The sequence below is a fragment of the Agromyces zhanjiangensis genome (assembly GCF_040496055.1).
GTDB classification, from domain to species: domain Bacteria; phylum Actinomycetota; class Actinomycetes; order Actinomycetales; family Microbacteriaceae; genus Agromyces; species Agromyces zhanjiangensis.
The window spans coordinates 43,595-58,738 of the sequence record NZ_JBEPKB010000013.1 but is presented as its reverse complement, the minus strand read 5'-3'; the positions used below and the strand labels follow the sequence as shown (position 1 = coordinate 58,738).

Sequence of the window (15,144 nt, the reverse complement as noted above, 5' to 3'; positions counted from 1 at the left end):
CGGTCAGGCCCCGGCGGCGAGCTCGCGGGCGCGGGCGAGCGCGGCGTCGGTCGCGCGGCCGAAGAGACCCGCGAGGTCCGCCTCCTCGAGCACGGCGACGGCCCGCTCGGTCGTGCCCTTCGGGCTCGTGACGCGTCGGCGCAGCTCGGCGGGGTCGTCGACGGATGCCGCGAGCAGCTCGCTCGCCCCTCGGAACGTGCCCTGGACCATCACGGCGGCCTGCTCGGGCGTGAATCCCTTCTCGATCGCCGCGCGCTCGAGCGCCTCGATGAGGAGGAACACGTAGGCCGGGCCGGACCCGGAGATCGTCGAGAGCGCGTCGAGCTGGGTCTCCGGCACGACGAGCACCTCGCCCACCGTCTCGAACAGCGACACGACGAGCGCGAGGTCCACCTCCGACGAGCGCGTGCCGGCCGAGACGCCCGTGACCGCTCGGCCGACGACCGCCGGCGTGTTGGGCATCGTCCGCACGACCGAGACGTGCTCGGGCAGGTGCGCCTCGAACGTCGCGACGGTGACGCCGGCGGCGACGCTCACGACGATCGCGCCCGGCTCGAGCGCGTCGGCGATCTCGTCGAGGAGGTCGGGCACCATGGCGGGCTTCACCGCGACGACGACGAGCTTCGCGCCGGCGACCGCTCGGCGGTTGGCGTCGACATCCGTCTCGGTCGCGTGGGCCGCCACGCGCGGCTCGTCGTCGAACTCGGCGGCCCGCACGGCGCTGCGGTTCGTCGCCGTGATGCCGGCCGCGGTCACGTGGGGCTGCAGCAACCCGGCGAGCACCGCACGGGCCATCGATCCGGCGCCCAGGAAGGCGATCGCGGGCAGGTCAACGGGTTGCGAGGGGGCCATGCCAGCCATCCTAGGATTGGCGCATGAGCGCATCCGGCGGCACGAAGGCGATCCTGGCGGCATTCCTCGCGAACACGGGCATCGCCCTGACGAAGTTCATCGCGTGGTTCTTCTCCGGGTCGGCATCGATGCTCGCCGAGGCCGTCCACTCCGTGGCGGACGCCGGCAACCAGCTGCTGCTCTTCTTCGGCGGCCGCCAGGCCAAGCGCGAGGCCGACCGCGAGCACCCGTTCGGCTACGGGCGCGAGCGGTACGTGTACGCGTTCGTCGTCTCGATCATCCTCTTCTCGGTCGGCGGCGTGTTCTCGATCTACGAGGGCGTCGACAAGCTCACGCATCCGCACGAGCTCGAGGTGCCGTGGCTGCCGATCCTCGTGCTCGTCATCGCGATCGTGCTCGAGTCCCTCTCGCTGCGCACCGCCGTGAAGGAATCGAACCAGATCCGCGGCGGGCAGAACTGGGCGCAGTTCATCCGACGGGCCAAGGCGCCCGAGCTCCCCGTCGTGCTCCTCGAGGACGTCGCGGCCCTGACCGGTCTCGCCTTCGCGCTCCTCGGCGTCGGCCTCACCGTGATCACCGGCAACTCGGTGTTCGACGCGATCGGCACGCTCATGATCGGCACGCTGCTCATCATCGTGGCGATCATCCTCGGCATCGAGACGAAGAGCCTGCTCGTCGGCGAGGGCGCCAACGAGGCCGACGTGAAGAAGATCCGGGACGCGATCCTCGCCGGCCCCGAGGCCGAGCGCATCATCCACATGAAGACCCTGTACCTGGGCCCCGACGAGATGCTCGTCGCCGCGAAGCTCGGCTTCCACGGCGGCGAGACCCTGGCCGAGGTGTCGACTGCGATCAACGTCATCGAGCAGCGCATCCGCCGCGCGGTGCCGGCGGCGCGCGTCATCTACGTCGAGCCCGACATCTACGTCGATCCGAACCTCACGGCGCCGCCCACCGACGCCATCGTCATCAAGGGCCTCGAATGACGGATGCCGCCGGCGCGGCCGGCCGGCCCGTCGCGCTGGTGCTCCGCCACGACTCCGCGATCGGCCTGGGCAACCTCGGGCCGACGCTCGAGGCGCACGGCTACGAGGTGCGGTTCCTCGACGCGCCGACCGAGGACGTCACGGCGGTCGACCCGCTGGCACCCGACCTCGTCGTGGTGCTGGGCGGCGACGAGGGCGTCTACCAGGCCGACGAGTACCCGTACCTCGCCGACGAACTCGACCTGCTGCGCCGCCGCATCGCGGCCGAGGCGCCGGTCTTCGGGGTGTGCCTCGGCGCGCAGCTGCTCGCCGCGGCACTCGGCGCCGACGTCTACCGCGGGCCGCGCAAGGAGGTCGGCTGGCTCGGCGTCGAGCTCACCGAGGCGGGCGAGGGTTCACCGGTGCGGCACGCGGCCGGCGTGCGATTCGTGCAGTGGCACGGCGACACGTTCGACCTGCCCGAGGGCGTCGAGCGGCTCGCAGGATCGCCGCAGTACGCCAACCAGGCGTTCCGACGCGGCGACTGGCTGCTCGCGGTGCAGTTCCACCCCGAGGTCGACCGCGAGATCCACGAGGACTGGCTCGCCGCCTGGGGCGACGAGCTCCCGGAGTACGGGCTCTCGGTCGACGGCATGCGCGAGCTGCAGGCGTCCTGCGGCCCCGCCGCCGCCACGGCGTCCGCGTCGATCCTGGGCGAGTTCGTCGAGGGCCTCGCGCGACGCGACACGCTGCAGCGCGCGAGCTAGGGGTCGTTCAGCGCGCGGTCGAGGGGCGGCGCAGCGGATCCTCGAAGAAGTCGCGGAGCAGGCGCGCTGCGGCATCCGCCTCGACCCCCGCATGGACCTCGACCCGGTGGTTCAGCCGTCGGTCGCGCAGCACGTCGTAGACCGAGCCGGCGGCCCCGGCCTTCTCGTCCCACGCGCCGAACACGACCGTCGGCAGGCGTGCCGCGAGGATCGCGCCCGCGCACATCACGCACGGCTCGAGCGTGACCACGAGCGTGCAGTCGGTGAGGTGGCGGTCGCCGATGGCGCGGGCGGCCTCGCGGATCGCGAGCAACTCGGCGTGCGCCGTGGGGTCCTCGTGGAGTTCGCGCTCGTTGCGCCCGGTCGCGACGACCTCGCCGTCGCGGACCACGACGGCGCCGACGGGCACGTCGCCCGAGCCGAGTGCGGCGGATGCCTCGGCGAGGGCGAGCCGCATCCATTCGACGTGCTCAGGGCGCTGCACCGGCATCCGTTCGCCCCTTCTCATCGGCGGAACCCCCGCAACTAGACTCGAGCCTATGCGAGTCCACGTTGCCGACCACCCGCTCGTCACCCACAAGCTCACGGTGCTCCGCGACGAGACGACGCCGTCGCCGGTGTTCCGCTCGCTCGTCGAGGAGCTGATGACGCTCCTCGCCTACGAGGGCACGCGCGAGGTGCGGGTCGAGCCGGTCGACATCGTGACCCCGGTCGCGCCCACGACGGGTGTGCGCATCGCCGACCCGAAGCCCCTGATCGTCCCGATCCTCCGCGCGGGCCTCGGGATGCTCGAGGGCATGGTCAAGCTGCTGCCGTCCGCCGAGGTCGGATTCCTCGGCATGGCCCGCAACGAGGAGACGCTCGAGCCGACGACGTACGCCGAGCGCCTGCCCGACGACCTGTCGGGCCGCCAGTGCTTCGTGCTCGACCCGATGCTCGCCACGGGCGGGTCGCTCATCGCGGCGATCGACTTCCTGCTCGCGCGCGGCGCGACGGAGGTCACGGCGATCTGCATCCTCGCGGCGCCCGAGGGCCTGCAGGCCGTGGAGCGGGCGATGGCGGGCCGCGAGGTCACGGTCGTGCTCGGCGCGGTCGATGAGCGACTCAACGAGCACGGCTACATCGTTCCCGGCCTGGGTGACGCCGGCGACCGCCTGTACGGCACCGTCTGACGCCTCCTTCCGCCGACCGCGTCATGGCGTGGCGGCGGCGTGCGATTCGTGTTACGAACGCCTCACCTCGCAGGATCTTCGCCGTGAGACACGCCGTGGCGGATACGATCCGGCAAGATTCGATGAATCGATCCCCGCTCGAAGGATCTTGCGCGTCTGACCGTCGGTCCTTGGGACCTCCCCTCTCGACGAGCCCGCTCGCGCATCGCGTGCGACGTCACGCACGGTCATCGGAGGGTCACGGTTTGACACATCCGGGGACCTGGGTTTGACTTTCGCCCATGACTGACACCGCACGCTCCCTGACCGCCCTCGAGGCTCAGTGGACCCCCGGCACGATGATGCCGACGCGTGCGCCCATGTGTTGTCGAATGTGCCGCTGACCAGCGAACCCCCGCCGAGCACGCGACCGATCCCACCCGGATCGGAACGGCTCCGTCGAACCCGGGACCACTGATCGGGTTCTCCCCGGCCCACTCGGGCCCTTCGCTCCGACCCCGCCGTGACGGGGTCGTCGACGCATCTTCAGCACAAGGATCCGCCATGTCTCTCACCCTCGCTCCCGCCGTCCGCACCGCACACCCCGTCGCACGCCCGGCGCACCCCGCCGCATACCGACCCCAGCCGGCCGCTGCGCGCCCGGCCGCCGCGGTCGCGTCGCCCGCCGTGCCCGATGCCGCGGCGGCGTCCGCGACTCCCGCTGCACCCACCGCGCCGCGCGTCCGCGCCGTGCCCGAGGGCACCGAAGCACGCGGCTTCGTCCTGTACGTCGGCATCGACGAGCTGAAGGCCGCCGCTGACGGCACGAGCCTGCACCGCATCGTCGAGGCCCTCCGCACGCTCACCACCGAACTCGCGCCCTCGGCCGAGACCTACGCGGCCGTCGCGCTCGCCCCCGAGGGCTCAGGGGGCCGAGACGTCGACGTCGTCCGCCTCGCCCTGCAGGACCCCGCCGCCCTCGCCCGCCAGCGCGAGTCGCAGGGCCTCAGCGACGACGCGGACCGCCACCCGGACGGCGTCATCATCGACATCTCGCGCAAGCGCGTTCTGCTCGACGGCGAGCCCGCCGGACTGACCTACAAGGAGTTCGAGCTGCTGCAGTACCTCGTGCTCCGCGAGGGTCGGACGATCGATCGCCACGAGCTCATCGACGGGCTCTGGGCCGGCGACGACGAGATCCCGAACGAGCGCACGATCGACGTGCACATCCGTCGACTCCGCTCCAAGCTGGCGCACTACCAGGACATCGTGCGCACGGTCCGCGGCCTCGGCTACCGGTTCGACCGGCACGCGGACGTCTCGATCCGCCAGGCGTCGACGCCGAGCCCCGACGTCTTCTGACGGGGAGACCCCCCGGGAACTCGCACGGGGATTCGGCCGTGTCGGCGGACCGTTCACCCGAACAGGTAGGCGAGCAGGTTGAGCACGATTCCGCCGATCGCGACCACCGCGCCGATGACGGCGGCGGCGATGCCGCTCCGACGTCCACGGCGGGCCGCGCGGAGCCCCAGCACGGCCGCGCCGACGGCCGGGAGGACCATGATCGCGACCGACAGGAGCCCGATCGGGAGGACGACCGACGCCGGCGGGCGTTCGGCGGCGCCCTCGGCGCCCCCGGATGCGGCGAGCAGCGCGCCGCCGACGAGGGTCGCGACCACGTACGCGACGGGAATGAGGCCCACGCACACCCAGGCCCAGACCACGGCCGCCCGTCCGACCTCGGGATCGGTCCGCGTCGTGCTCATCGCCCCACCTCCTGCGATCATCATGCGACCGGCGACGAGCCCACGTCCCGGGCCCTAGGTCACATCCGGCGCGCGGCCGCGTCATCCGGGCGCCCGCCGTGAAGAAGTCCCGCATTCGGGGCACATCCCACTAGCGCCCGTTATCGATCCGTTATATATTCGTAGCGCACCGGCTGTTTGCTGTGGCGGCCGGTGCGGAATGTGATTGCAGGACACTCTTGGTGCAAGGGAGAGGGCCGGTCGTCAGCCTCTACGACCGGCCCTCAACCGTGTCCGCCCCCAGTTGAGGGGCCCCTCTGCGCCATCCCGGTCGCCGCGGCTCCACGGGGGTCCATGCGTCCCTATCCTTGGACTGATCGGCGGCCGTGCGCCGCCCATCCGAGGAGAGGAGCCGGGCTTGGCGGATCGCGTGCTGGCGGTGGCGGCGTGGGAGGCGCTCTTCCGCGCCCAGGTCTCGATCATGCGGCGGCTCTCGGCGGAGTTCCCCACCGAGGTCATGTCGCTGAACGAGTACGACGTGCTCTTCAACATCTCCCGCGCGCCCGGTCGACGCCTCCGGCTCAAGGAGCTCAACCGTCACGTCCTCATCTCCCAGCCGAGCGTGAGCCGGCTCATCGACCGCCTCGCCGCACGCGGGTGGGTGGAGAAGAACGACGATCCGCTCGACGGCCGCGGCACGATCGTCGAGCTCACCGCGAAGGGCTTCCAGGAGTTCCGCCGCGCCGCCATCCACCACATGGAGGCCATCACCGATCGCGTCGGCGGCACCCTCGACGATGACGAACTGCGGCGCCTCATCGAGCTGTGCGACCGACTGCGCGAGGCGCAGGACCCGCCCCGACCCGGTGCCAGGCCGGCCGGCGGCTGATCGCACCGCAGGTCCACGCCGTCGTCACTGCAGCGGGACCAGCCGCGAGGCGACGAGGTCGTCGCCGTCGAATCCCTCCAGCCGGAGCACGCTGTCCGGCGTCGCTCCCGCGACTCCGACGTCGAGTTCGGTCGTCCCGTCCTGCGTCGCCGTGCTGCCGACCGGTCGACCGTCCAGGTAGGCGTCGACGCTGTCGATCGCGGCGGTCTGCACGGAGAGGGTGAGTCGTCCGTTCGACGGAGTGCCCAGGCCGACCTCGAGCACGCGCGGCGTCCGCTCGGCGAGCAGCCTCCCGGCCGCCTCCATGAGGTCGACGTTGTCCTCCATGACGTCCCGTCGAGTGAGCCGGTGGGTCTCGTCCGGCACGATCCCGAGGTCCTCCACCGGCTGGCCGAACCGGTCGCCGACGCGCAGGCAACGTCGCAGCGACACCCGGTACGCCGCACCCGAGGGCAGCGGTCGCAGCGGTCCCCCCGTCCAGTCCGCGCGCAGGTCCTCGTGGGTGAGCACGTTCGCGCCGCCGGCGCCGGTGTTGTCGTCGACGCCGAGGACGGGCCCGATCGAGTGGTCCTGGAATCCGGCCGCGAAGATGTCGGTGGCGCTGTAGCAGAGTGCGTCCGTGATCAGCACGACCGGGCCGTGATAGAGCTGTCCGACGTCGTTGACGACGTTCTCCGAGTAGAGGGGCAACGCGCGCGAGAACGGTGCCCCGGTCGTGATCGACTCGTCGATCGAGGGCTTCCAGTCGCGGTAGTCGGCGACACGGCCGCAGAGATCCGCCGTGAGCCGGGTGTTGATGAACTGCATCGGCTCGGGGCGGACCCGGCGCGGCGTGAAGAACTGCAGGAGGAACTCGGATGCGACGACGAAGCCGCCGCCGTTGCCTCGGACGTCGAGGATCAGGCCGTCCTGCGGCAGCACGCCGATCAGGCGTGCGACCTCCTCGATGAAGGCCCCGACCTGACGGTCCTCCATGAAGAAGGTGAAGATCCGCAGGTGGCCGAACGTGCCGCTCGGCGTCGCGACCGTCCGGGCCTTGAGTTCGGTCGGCCGGGTCGTCGGCAGGATGCCGGCCTCCTGCTGGGCCTTCGTGGATCGCGGGACGTCGAGGTTGCTGCGCTCGACCCGGGCCTCCTCCTTCAGCGAGGACGGGGCGAACAGCCGCCGCTTGACCCGACGGCTGAGTTCGGTCTTCAGGTCCAGTCCGACGAGGTGCGACGCCGGGGACTCGATCCCCGTCGGCAGTCCGGCATCCGCGTCGCCGCCGCCCACGTCGCTCGTGGACTCGAACACCCGCCACGGCAGCCGCGACTCGTGCTCGACGCCCCCGACACGGTACGTCAGGTCCACCCAGTCCTCGTCCGGCGGCAGCGACATCCTGACCGGGCGGATGGTCATGTTCTCCAGGCCTCGCGCGAGGCTCGCCGCCTTGTTGCTCCCCGCCTCGCGAGCGGCGTTCCGCTCGACCGCGATCGCCATCGGCGTGCCGTTCCAGTGCGTGACCTCGGCGCCGACCACGAGGTCCGGGTCTCCGGTGAGGTGGTCGAACGTCTTCGTCACGAGCCACTGCGTCCGGCCGGCCTCGACGCAGCGCTCGACCAGGATCCCGAGGAAGGCGAAGCCCGTGTAGCGGTCGGGGAGGATGTAGTTCGTATGCAGGTCCCGCAGTCCGAGGAAGATGCGCTGCAGCGCGGCGTGGAACTCGGGTTCGGTGAGCAACGGGAGGCGGGATCGCAGCAACCGCAGGCTCTGCAGCGGGTCCACGGCGTGCATCGCGCGCTTCAGCGGCAGGTGGACGTAGAGCCCCTCGATCAGGATCTCCGCCTGGTCGACGAGCGTGGCCCGCTGCGCCTGCGTGAGCGCGCTCGCCTCCACGTGGCTGCGGAACTCCGGCATGGTCCGAACCGCTCCGAGGCCGTGGCCCCGCCCCACCCCGATGACGTTGATCGACGGCATGTCATCCCCCGGATGCCTCGTGGCACGGCCGGCACGCCTCCGCCTGCCGTTGCCCGGTCGGGCCGAGCGAGGTGCTCGGCGGCTCATCGGCACCGCGGGGTCCGGGCACCGGATGACCCACTCCCGTCCTACTCCCACCCCGAGGAGATGACCAGTCCTCATTTTCTGGGACAGGATCGGGACGCCGTGAAATGACGGTGGGACGGGAACCCTACCTCCCGCCCCACCGCGGCCTCACAGGAGGCCCTCCCCGCCGAGCGACCCGAACTGAGCTCGGCGAGCCACCTCCCGAGCGACCGTGCTGGGACATCCGGTCGCATTCGCCGCGGTGCAGCGATCTGTCGGGTCGGGTCCCGACTCGGGTTTTGAGGAATCGTATCGTTTCGCCGAACCGGCGGCAGTGCCCCAGAGCGGGGGGCACGGAACGGATGCGATGTTCCGGATCGCAGCCCGATCAGGCCGTGATGCGCGGCTCCCCCGGCCAGTCGATCGAGTCCTCGTAGCCCGGATGCTTGCGCAGCCACGCGGCGATGAACGGACACCGCGGGACGATCCGCTCACCGCGGCGAACGGCGTCCTCGACGACCCACCGCGCGAGCATCGAACCGAGGCCGCGTCCCTCGAACGCCGGGTCGACCACCGTATGGGTGAAGATGATCCGCCCGGGACTGGCCCGGAACTTCGCGAACCCGGCCTGGCCGCCGCCGAGCAGGAGCCGATAGCGGCTCGCCTGGTCGTCGCGGACGATCTCGACATCGTCGTCGGTCACGGGATCTCCTCTCCGCGCGGGCCGGTCGGCCCGCAGGCTCATCAGTTGGAACGCGCGAGGCTCGGCTGCATTCCCGCCGGCGGCGCACCGCCGAACGCGAACGTCGGGATCGCCGCCGTGATCGTCGCCGTGCGGACGCGATCGCCGAGCGCGATCGCACCGCGCGCCGGTGCGGCGGCGAGCGCCGCGACGCCCGCGCGCGCGGCGGCCGGATGGGGCGCCTCGGCCCGCTCCGGATGCGTCGTCACGACCAGCGCGATGAGCCAGACGAACACGAGCGCGAACGCGACGACCTCGAACACCGTGAGCGACGCCCATGCGAGGCCGTCGTAGACCACCCACGCCGCGACCTCCACGACGAGGGCCCCGACCGACGTGCCGACGAGCCTCCGAGGCATCCGTCGCACCAGCCATGGGGTTCCGGCGGCGAGGAGGAAGAACGCCGCACCCGCGGCGCTCGCGAACACGTTGTGCAGCGTCTCGTCGGCGTCGATCGGAACGAGGCCCACACCGGCGAGCGCGAATCCGATGATGCCGACGAGCGCGTGGACGACGACGCGTGCGCCCCGGCGGGCACGGTACTCGGTGCGGGCCAGCCCCCTGACGAGCCGACCGGACATCGCCGCCATCGCGCCGCCCGAGAGCACCAGGCCCGCGTTGAACCACGCGGCGGCCACGTCGTCGGACGTGCCGAGGGTGCTGAAGTTGCGCACCCACCACTCGCCCGTGTCCGTCAGGCTCATGCTCGCGAGGCATCCGGCGGCGAGCAGCATCGCGACCACGTTGAACGACCGGTAGACCGACTGGTGATGGGCGCGGCGATGCACCGCGCCGGTCGTGGCCCCGAGTCCGCCCGCGAGCACGGCGCAGGCGGCGAGGTGGCCGCCGGGGAACCCGTCGAAGGCCCCGGCCGCGCTGCCCACCGCGAGCGCGGCGATCGTCGCCCACACCGACGCGTTCGCGAGCGCGCCGACCCCGGCGCTCGCCCACGGCGCGGCGCAGCTCCCGCGGCCGCCGCGGTGACCGGCCGGGACGGACGCGACGGTCAACGCCGTGAGCAGGAGCAGGGCGACGAGCACCGCGACGACGATGCAGAGCACGTCGACCACGACGTGCCCGGCTCCGAGCTCGCCGTCGTGCGAATGGGGGACGACGCGGATCAGGCGGCTCACCGCGGCGACGGCGACCGCGGCGGCGATGGCGACCATGGCCGCGATCAGGGCAGCGTGACGGGCGACCGGCGCCTGGCCGGTCGCAGCGGCGCGTGCACCCCTCATAGTCGAACTCTCGATCGCGGGAATCTGACCGGTCAGAGCCTAACCGGAGGGATCCGTCCCTCCGAAGGCCGCGTCCGGGGGACAACGGGGGTCCATGGCGGATTCACAGGCGCGGGCCGCGACATGGTCAGTCGATCCGTCGACGACGACGCAGCACCGGCTCGACGTCGCCCGACCCGTGGTCGAGCTGGTAGTCGAGGTTCACCGCCGCATTGATCAGGGCGAGGTGGCTGAAGGCCTGCGGGAAGTTGCCGAGCTGCTCACCAGTGAGCCCGATCTCCTCGGCGTAGAGACCGAGGTGGTTGGCGTACGTGAGCATCTTCTCGAACACGAGCCTCGCCTCGTCGAGGCGCCCGGAGCGGGCGAGCGCGTCGACGTACCAGAACGAGCAGAGCGTGAAGGTGCCCTCCGATCCCCTGAGCCCGTCAGGGGCGGCCGCCGGGTCGTAGCGGTAGACGAGGCTGTCCGAGACGAGCGACTCGTCCATGGCCTCGAGCGTCGACATCCACATGGGGTCCCGCGGCGAGATGAAGCCCATGAGCGGCATGAGCAGCAGCGAGGCGTCGAGCACGTCGCTGCCGTCGTGCTGCACGAACGCCTGCCGCGCGGGGTCGAAGGACTCCATGATGCGCTCGTAGATGCGATCGCGCTCGTGCACCCATCGCGTCATCGACGCGGGTCGGCCGTGCGACTGCGCGATGCGGATGCCGCGATCGAGCGCCACCCACGACATGAAGCGCCCGTAGGTGAACTTCTGCGGCCCGCCGCGGGTCTCCCAGATCCCCTCCTCCGGCGTGTCCCAGTGGTCGCAGAGCCAGTCGAGCATCTCCCTGACCTTCATCCAGCCGGCGTGCGGCAGTTCGAGGCCGTGCGTGTCCGCGAGGTGGATCGAGTCCATCGCCTCGCCGAAGATGTCGAGCTGGATCTGGTCGGCCGCGCCGTTGCCGACCCGGACCGGCCTCGACTTGCGGTACCCGGCGAGGTGGTCGAGCGCCTCCTCGTCGAGGTGCGACGAGCCGTCCACGCGGTACATGATCCGCAACGGCGCCGAGTCGGACCCCACTCCCTCGTGGATCCGCTGGAGCAGCCATCCGACGAAGGCCTCGGCCTCTTCCTGGTAGCCGAGGCTGAGCAGCGCGTAAACCGAGAACGAGGCGTCGCGGATCCAGGTGTACCGGTAGTCCCAGTTGCGCTCGCCGCCGATCTGCTCGGGCAGCCCGGTCGTCGGCGCGGCGACGAGCGCGCCCGTCGGCGCGTACGTCATGAGCTTCAGCGTGATCGCGGAGCGGGCGACCATCTCGCGCCATCGCCCGGTGTAGGTCGAGCGGTCGTTCCAGCGGCGCCAGTAGCGGCGCGTCTCGAGGAAGGTCGAGATGAGCTCGTCCTCGCTGATCTGGCGCGCGTCGACGTCGCCCGACTCGAGCATGACGCCCGTGAGCTCGCCCGCCCGGAGCGTGATCGTGACCTTCACGCCCCGGTCGACGACCTCGACCTTCCCCGCCCGCTCGTCGCCGTGCAGGATCGGATCGCCGACGCGGTGCAGGGTGAGCACGAGGTCGTCGGAGACGAACTTCGCCCCCGGCCCCGACGGAACGAGCCGATGCGGCGCACGGCCGTAGTCGAACCGCGGCTGGATCTCGCCCTCGAAGGTCATCTCGCCGCGGACGACGCGGACCATCCGCACGATCGCGTGCCGATCGGTCGCCGGGCCCTCGGCGACCGGCATGAAGTCGATGACCTCCCCCACGCCGACGTCGGTGAGGAACCTCGTGATCAGGATGGCGGTGTCCGGCAGGTAGAGCTGACGGGTGACGTACTCCATGCCGACCGGACGGATCCGGAAGAAGCCGCCCCGCTCGGCGTCGAGGAGGGAGCCGAACACGCTCGGGGCGTCGAACCTCGGACTGCAGAACCAGTCGATGGTGCCGTCCGTCGAGACGAGCGCCGCCGTCTGCAGGTCGCCGATCAGGCCGTGGTCGCTGATGTCCGGGTACCGCTTCGCCATGCGTCGTCCCTTCCCCCACTCGGGATGGTGGCACGCGAGCGGGTGCGGGGCAAGGTCGGCGGATGCCATGGGCCGCGCGGCCCCGGATGGTGCAGGCTGGGGTCATGGCACGAATGGGAACCGACGCCGATGTCGACCTCGCCCGGTTGCGCCCCGAGGGACGCACCGCATCCGCCGCCCCCGACCCCGACTTCGAGCGGCGCCTGACCACGGCCTTCCCGGTGCTGCACGGACTGTTCCGCCGTCTCTACGGCGAGCGCGATGACGCCCTCGACGTGCTCGCCGGCGTGATCGCCGACGCGGCGGCGTCCTGGGCCGAACGTCCCACCGACCTCAAGGTCGCCGACGCCCGCCGGGAGCAGGACCCGACCTGGTACCTCTCGAACGGCATGCTCGGCGGCGTCTGCTACGTCGACCGCTACGCGGGCGACCTGGCCGGGGTCCGGGCGCGCATCCCCGAGTTCGTCGAGCTCGGCCTGACCTACCTCCACCTCATGCCGCTGTTCGCCGTCCCCGAGGGCAACTCCGACGGCGGCTACGCGGTGTCGAGCTACCGCGCGGTCGCGCCGCACCTCGGCACGATCGACGACCTGCGCGACCTCGCCGCCGAGCTCCGGGCGAACGGCATCTCGCTCGTGCTCGACTTCATCTTCAACCACACCGCGTCGAACCACGAGTGGGCGCGGCGTGCGATCGCGGGCGAGGCCGGGTACGAGGACTTCTACCTGATCTTCCCCGATCGCACGATGCCCGACGCGTACGAGCGGACGGTCCGCGAGATCTTCCCCGACGACCACCCGGGCTCGTTCGTGCCCCTGCCGGACGGTCGGTGGATCTGGGCCACGTTCCACTCCTTCCAGTGGGACCTGAACTACGCCAACCCGGCGGTGTTCCGCGCCATGGCCGGCGAGATGCTGTTCCTCGCGAACCTCGGCGTCGACGTGCTGCGCATGGACGCGGTCGCGTTCATCTGGAAGCGGCTCGGCACCGCGTGCGAGTCGCTGCCCGAGGCGCACCTGCTGCTCCAGGCGTTCAACGCCGTGCTGCGCATCGCCGCGCCGAGCCTGCTGTTCAAGTCGGAGGCGATCGTGCACCCCGACGAGGTCGTCGAGTACATCTCGCTCGCCGAGTGCCAGCTCTCGTACAACCCGCTCCAGATGGCGCTCACCTGGGAGGCGCTCGCGACCCGCGATCCGCGGATGCTCCGGCAGGCCCTCGAACGCCGGCACGCGATCCCCGACGGCTGCGCCTGGGTGAACTACGTGCGGGGCCATGACGACATCGGCTGGACCTTCGCCGACGAGGACGCCGCCGAGTTCGGCATCGACGGCTTCGACCACCGGCGGTTCCTCAACGCGTTCTACGTGAACCGGTTCCCCGGCAGCTTCGCTCGGGGCGTGCCGTTCCAGGAGAATCCGCGCACGGGCGACGCGCGCGTGGCGGGCACGACGGCCTCGCTCGCGGGCGTCGAGGCCGGCGACGCGCACGGCGTCGACCGCGTGCTGCTCGCCCACGCGATCGCACTGTCGACCGGCGGGATCCCGCTCGTGTACCTCGGCGACGAGGTGGGGCAGCTGAACGACTACGGCTACGTCGACGACCCAGCGCTGGCGGACGACAGCCGGTGGGTCAATCGGCCGCGCCGCCCCGCCGACGCGTACGCCGCCCGGCACGACCGCGCGACCCCTGCGGGCGCGGTGTACGCGGGCCTCACCCGCCTGATCAACGTGCGACGCGCGACACCCGAGTTCGCGGGCGGTCGGCTCGTGCCGTTCGATCCGAGGCATCCCACCGTGCTGGGGTACCAGCGGCCGGCGACGACGGATGGCGGCGCAGCACCCGGCACGAGCGCCGTGGTGCTGTGCCTCGCGAACGTCGGCGACGCACCGGCGGCGATCGACGCGCTCACGCTCTCAGGATTCGCACCGGAGGCGCACGAACTCATCACCGACCGACGGGTCTCGCTCGAGCGGGGCATCGTGCTCGAGCCGTGCCACGTCGCGTGGCTGCGGGTGAGCGCCGCCGAGGAGCCACCGCGGTTCTAGCGGGCTGCCGGAGACGGAAGAAGCCCCGGACCCGCATGTGCTGCGGAGACCCGGGGCTTCACCTTGCGCGCCCGGAGGGACTCGAACCCCCAACCTTCTGATCCGTAGTCAGATGCTCTATCCATTGAGCTACGGGCGCATGGGATGTCGCCCGGAACCTCTCGGCTCATCAGGCAACCCGGTTACTCTATCCCACGTCGCGCCCGCGCGCCAATCGAGCGCGTCCGCCCGGGCGCGTCGCGTCAACCCCTATCCCGGATCGGAAGGCGAAGGCCCAGTGGACGGCGACCGGCACTAGCATTCCGCCATGGGCAAGCTGATCTACAACTCCTCGAACCGCGAGATCGAGATCGAGGACCGCACGCTCGCGCACCTGCGCGTCGCCATCATCAACAAGCTGCGTCGGTCCGAGAGCTTCGCCATGACCTGGGAACACGGCATCGAGCACGGCAGCGGGCGCACGACGCTCTGGCTCCACGAGTCCGTTCCGCTGCAGTTCGTGTTCAGCGGCAACCGCCCGCCGAAGCTCAACCGGCTGTGGATCGAGCAGATGCTCCTCTCCGCGAACAGCACGAGCGGACTGCAGAACGTTCCCGAACCCGAGGAGAACGAGCCGTTCGACTTCGAGTGAGTCGAACGGCGGCGCCTCCCAGCACCAGCGGTGTCGCGCTCCCGTGATAACAGCCGCTCCCCGGGCCGGCAACCCCTCGATCGGCGGATCGG

Annotated in this window: 14 protein-coding genes and 1 tRNA gene; 7 read left to right on the top strand and 8 right to left on the bottom strand. The window is 71.3% G+C overall.

The window, feature by feature from the left end; translation table 11 throughout:
• Positions 1 to 3 precede the first annotated feature (3 nt).
• The gene (gene proC, locus ABME02_RS18280; protein ID WP_353816789.1) at positions 4 to 852 is read right to left on the bottom strand and encodes a pyrroline-5-carboxylate reductase; all 849 of its coding nucleotides are present in this window, start codon (positions 850 to 852) and stop codon (positions 4 to 6) included.
• 23 nt (positions 853 to 875) lie between these two features.
• On the opposite strand from proC, the gene ABME02_RS18275 reads away from it, so the two are divergent.
• Positions 876 to 1,838 (top strand): cation diffusion facilitator family transporter, encoded by a 963-nt coding sequence (locus ABME02_RS18275; RefSeq protein WP_353816788.1) that lies wholly within the window; start codon positions 876 to 878, stop codon positions 1,836 to 1,838.
• On the top strand, positions 1,835 to 2,584 hold the full coding sequence (locus ABME02_RS18270) for a glutamine amidotransferase-related protein (RefSeq protein ID WP_353816787.1): 750 nt from the start codon (positions 1,835 to 1,837) through the stop codon (positions 2,582 to 2,584). Before ABME02_RS18275 ends, ABME02_RS18270 begins: the two co-directional genes overlap by 4 nt.
• A 7-nt stretch (positions 2,585 to 2,591) precedes the next feature.
• Here ABME02_RS18270 and tadA read toward each other — a convergent pair whose 3' ends face one another.
• Positions 2,592 to 3,074 carry a tRNA adenosine(34) deaminase TadA gene (tadA, locus tag ABME02_RS18265; RefSeq protein ID WP_353816786.1) on the bottom strand — a complete coding sequence of 161 codons (483 nt, stop codon included), beginning with the start codon at positions 3,072 to 3,074 and terminating at the stop codon, positions 2,592 to 2,594.
• Positions 3,075 to 3,123: 49 nt separating this feature from the next.
• Between tadA and upp the strand changes: the two genes are divergently transcribed.
• Together upp and ABME02_RS18255 are read left to right on the top strand one after the other, a co-directional pair.
• Positions 3,124 to 3,756, top strand: coding sequence for a uracil phosphoribosyltransferase (upp, locus tag ABME02_RS18260; protein WP_353816785.1), 633 nt, complete (start codon positions 3,124 to 3,126; stop codon positions 3,754 to 3,756).
• A gap of 543 nt (positions 3,757 to 4,299) precedes the next feature.
• Positions 4,300 to 5,097, top strand: coding sequence for a winged helix-turn-helix domain-containing protein (locus ABME02_RS18255; protein WP_353816784.1), 798 nt, complete (start codon positions 4,300 to 4,302; stop codon positions 5,095 to 5,097).
• 53 nt (positions 5,098 to 5,150) lie between these two features.
• Here ABME02_RS18255 and ABME02_RS18250 read toward each other — a convergent pair whose 3' ends face one another.
• On the bottom strand, positions 5,151 to 5,501 hold the full coding sequence (locus ABME02_RS18250; RefSeq protein ID WP_353816783.1) for a hypothetical protein: 351 nt from the start codon (positions 5,499 to 5,501) through the stop codon (positions 5,151 to 5,153).
• Between the two features lie 397 nt (positions 5,502 to 5,898).
• Between ABME02_RS18250 and ABME02_RS18245 the strand changes: the two genes are divergently transcribed.
• Positions 5,899 to 6,369, top strand: coding sequence for a MarR family winged helix-turn-helix transcriptional regulator (locus tag ABME02_RS18245; RefSeq protein ID WP_353816782.1), 471 nt, complete (start codon positions 5,899 to 5,901; stop codon positions 6,367 to 6,369).
• A gap of 24 nt (positions 6,370 to 6,393) precedes the next feature.
• Here ABME02_RS18245 and ABME02_RS18240 read toward each other — a convergent pair whose 3' ends face one another.
• From ABME02_RS18240 to ABME02_RS18225, 4 genes are all read right to left on the bottom strand, one after another.
• Positions 6,394 to 8,265, bottom strand: a complete 1,872-nt coding sequence (locus ABME02_RS18240) for a S41 family peptidase (RefSeq protein ID WP_353816781.1) — start codon at positions 8,263 to 8,265, stop codon at positions 6,394 to 6,396.
• Between the two features lie 514 nt (positions 8,266 to 8,779).
• Entirely contained in the window at positions 8,780 to 9,094 is a 315-nt protein-coding gene (locus ABME02_RS18235; RefSeq protein WP_353816780.1) for a GNAT family N-acetyltransferase, read from the bottom strand.
• A 41-nt stretch (positions 9,095 to 9,135) separates the two neighbouring features.
• A complete protein-coding gene (locus tag ABME02_RS18230; RefSeq protein ID WP_353816779.1) occupies positions 9,136 to 10,371 on the bottom strand; it encodes a DUF998 domain-containing protein in 1,236 nt (411 codons plus the stop codon).
• Between the two features lie 127 nt (positions 10,372 to 10,498).
• Complete coding sequence (locus tag ABME02_RS18225; RefSeq protein ID WP_353816778.1) at positions 10,499 to 12,376, bottom strand: glycoside hydrolase family 15 protein; 1,878 nt, start codon at positions 12,374 to 12,376, stop codon at positions 10,499 to 10,501.
• Between the two features lie 104 nt (positions 12,377 to 12,480).
• Between ABME02_RS18225 and ABME02_RS18220 the strand changes: the two genes are divergently transcribed.
• The gene (locus tag ABME02_RS18220; protein WP_436408297.1) at positions 12,481 to 14,421 is read left to right on the top strand and encodes an alpha-amylase family protein; all 1,941 of its coding nucleotides are present in this window, start codon (positions 12,481 to 12,483) and stop codon (positions 14,419 to 14,421) included.
• Between the two features lie 66 nt (positions 14,422 to 14,487).
• Here ABME02_RS18220 and ABME02_RS18215 read toward each other — a convergent pair.
• Positions 14,488 to 14,560, bottom strand: a tRNA-Arg gene (locus ABME02_RS18215).
• A gap of 168 nt (positions 14,561 to 14,728) precedes the next feature.
• Between ABME02_RS18215 and ABME02_RS18210 the strand changes: the two genes are divergently transcribed.
• The gene (locus tag ABME02_RS18210; protein ID WP_155840233.1) at positions 14,729 to 15,052 is read left to right on the top strand and encodes a DUF7882 family protein; all 324 of its coding nucleotides are present in this window, start codon (positions 14,729 to 14,731) and stop codon (positions 15,050 to 15,052) included.
• Positions 15,053 to 15,144 lie beyond the last annotated feature (92 nt).

Bases quoted from the DNA above. Each gene is read 5' to 3' on its own strand.
- proC (WP_353816789.1), bottom strand. From the start codon at position 852: ATGGCCCCCTCGCAACCCGTTGACCTGCCCGCGATCGCCTTCCTGGGC.
- ABME02_RS18275 (WP_353816788.1), top strand. From the start codon at position 876: ATGAGCGCATCCGGCGGCACGAAGGCGATCCTGGCGGCATTCCTCGCG.
- ABME02_RS18270 (WP_353816787.1), top strand. From the start codon at position 1,835: ATGACGGATGCCGCCGGCGCGGCCGGCCGGCCCGTCGCGCTGGTGCTC.
- tadA (WP_353816786.1), bottom strand. From the start codon at position 3,074: ATGCCGGTGCAGCGCCCTGAGCACGTCGAATGGATGCGGCTCGCCCTC.
- upp (WP_353816785.1), top strand. From the start codon at position 3,124: ATGCGAGTCCACGTTGCCGACCACCCGCTCGTCACCCACAAGCTCACG.
- ABME02_RS18255 (WP_353816784.1), top strand. From the start codon at position 4,300: ATGTCTCTCACCCTCGCTCCCGCCGTCCGCACCGCACACCCCGTCGCA.
- ABME02_RS18250 (WP_353816783.1), bottom strand. From the start codon at position 5,501: ATGAGCACGACGCGGACCGATCCCGAGGTCGGACGGGCGGCCGTGGTC.
- ABME02_RS18240 (WP_353816781.1), bottom strand. From the start codon at position 8,265: ATGCCGGAGTTCCGCAGCCACGTGGAGGCGAGCGCGCTCACGCAGGCG.
- ABME02_RS18230 (WP_353816779.1), bottom strand. From the start codon at position 10,371: ATGAGGGGTGCACGCGCCGCTGCGACCGGCCAGGCGCCGGTCGCCCGT.
- ABME02_RS18225 (WP_353816778.1), bottom strand. From the start codon at position 12,376: ATGGCGAAGCGGTACCCGGACATCAGCGACCACGGCCTGATCGGCGAC.
- ABME02_RS18220 (WP_436408297.1), top strand. From the start codon at position 12,481: ATGGCACGAATGGGAACCGACGCCGATGTCGACCTCGCCCGGTTGCGC.
- ABME02_RS18210 (WP_155840233.1), top strand. From the start codon at position 14,729: ATGGGCAAGCTGATCTACAACTCCTCGAACCGCGAGATCGAGATCGAG.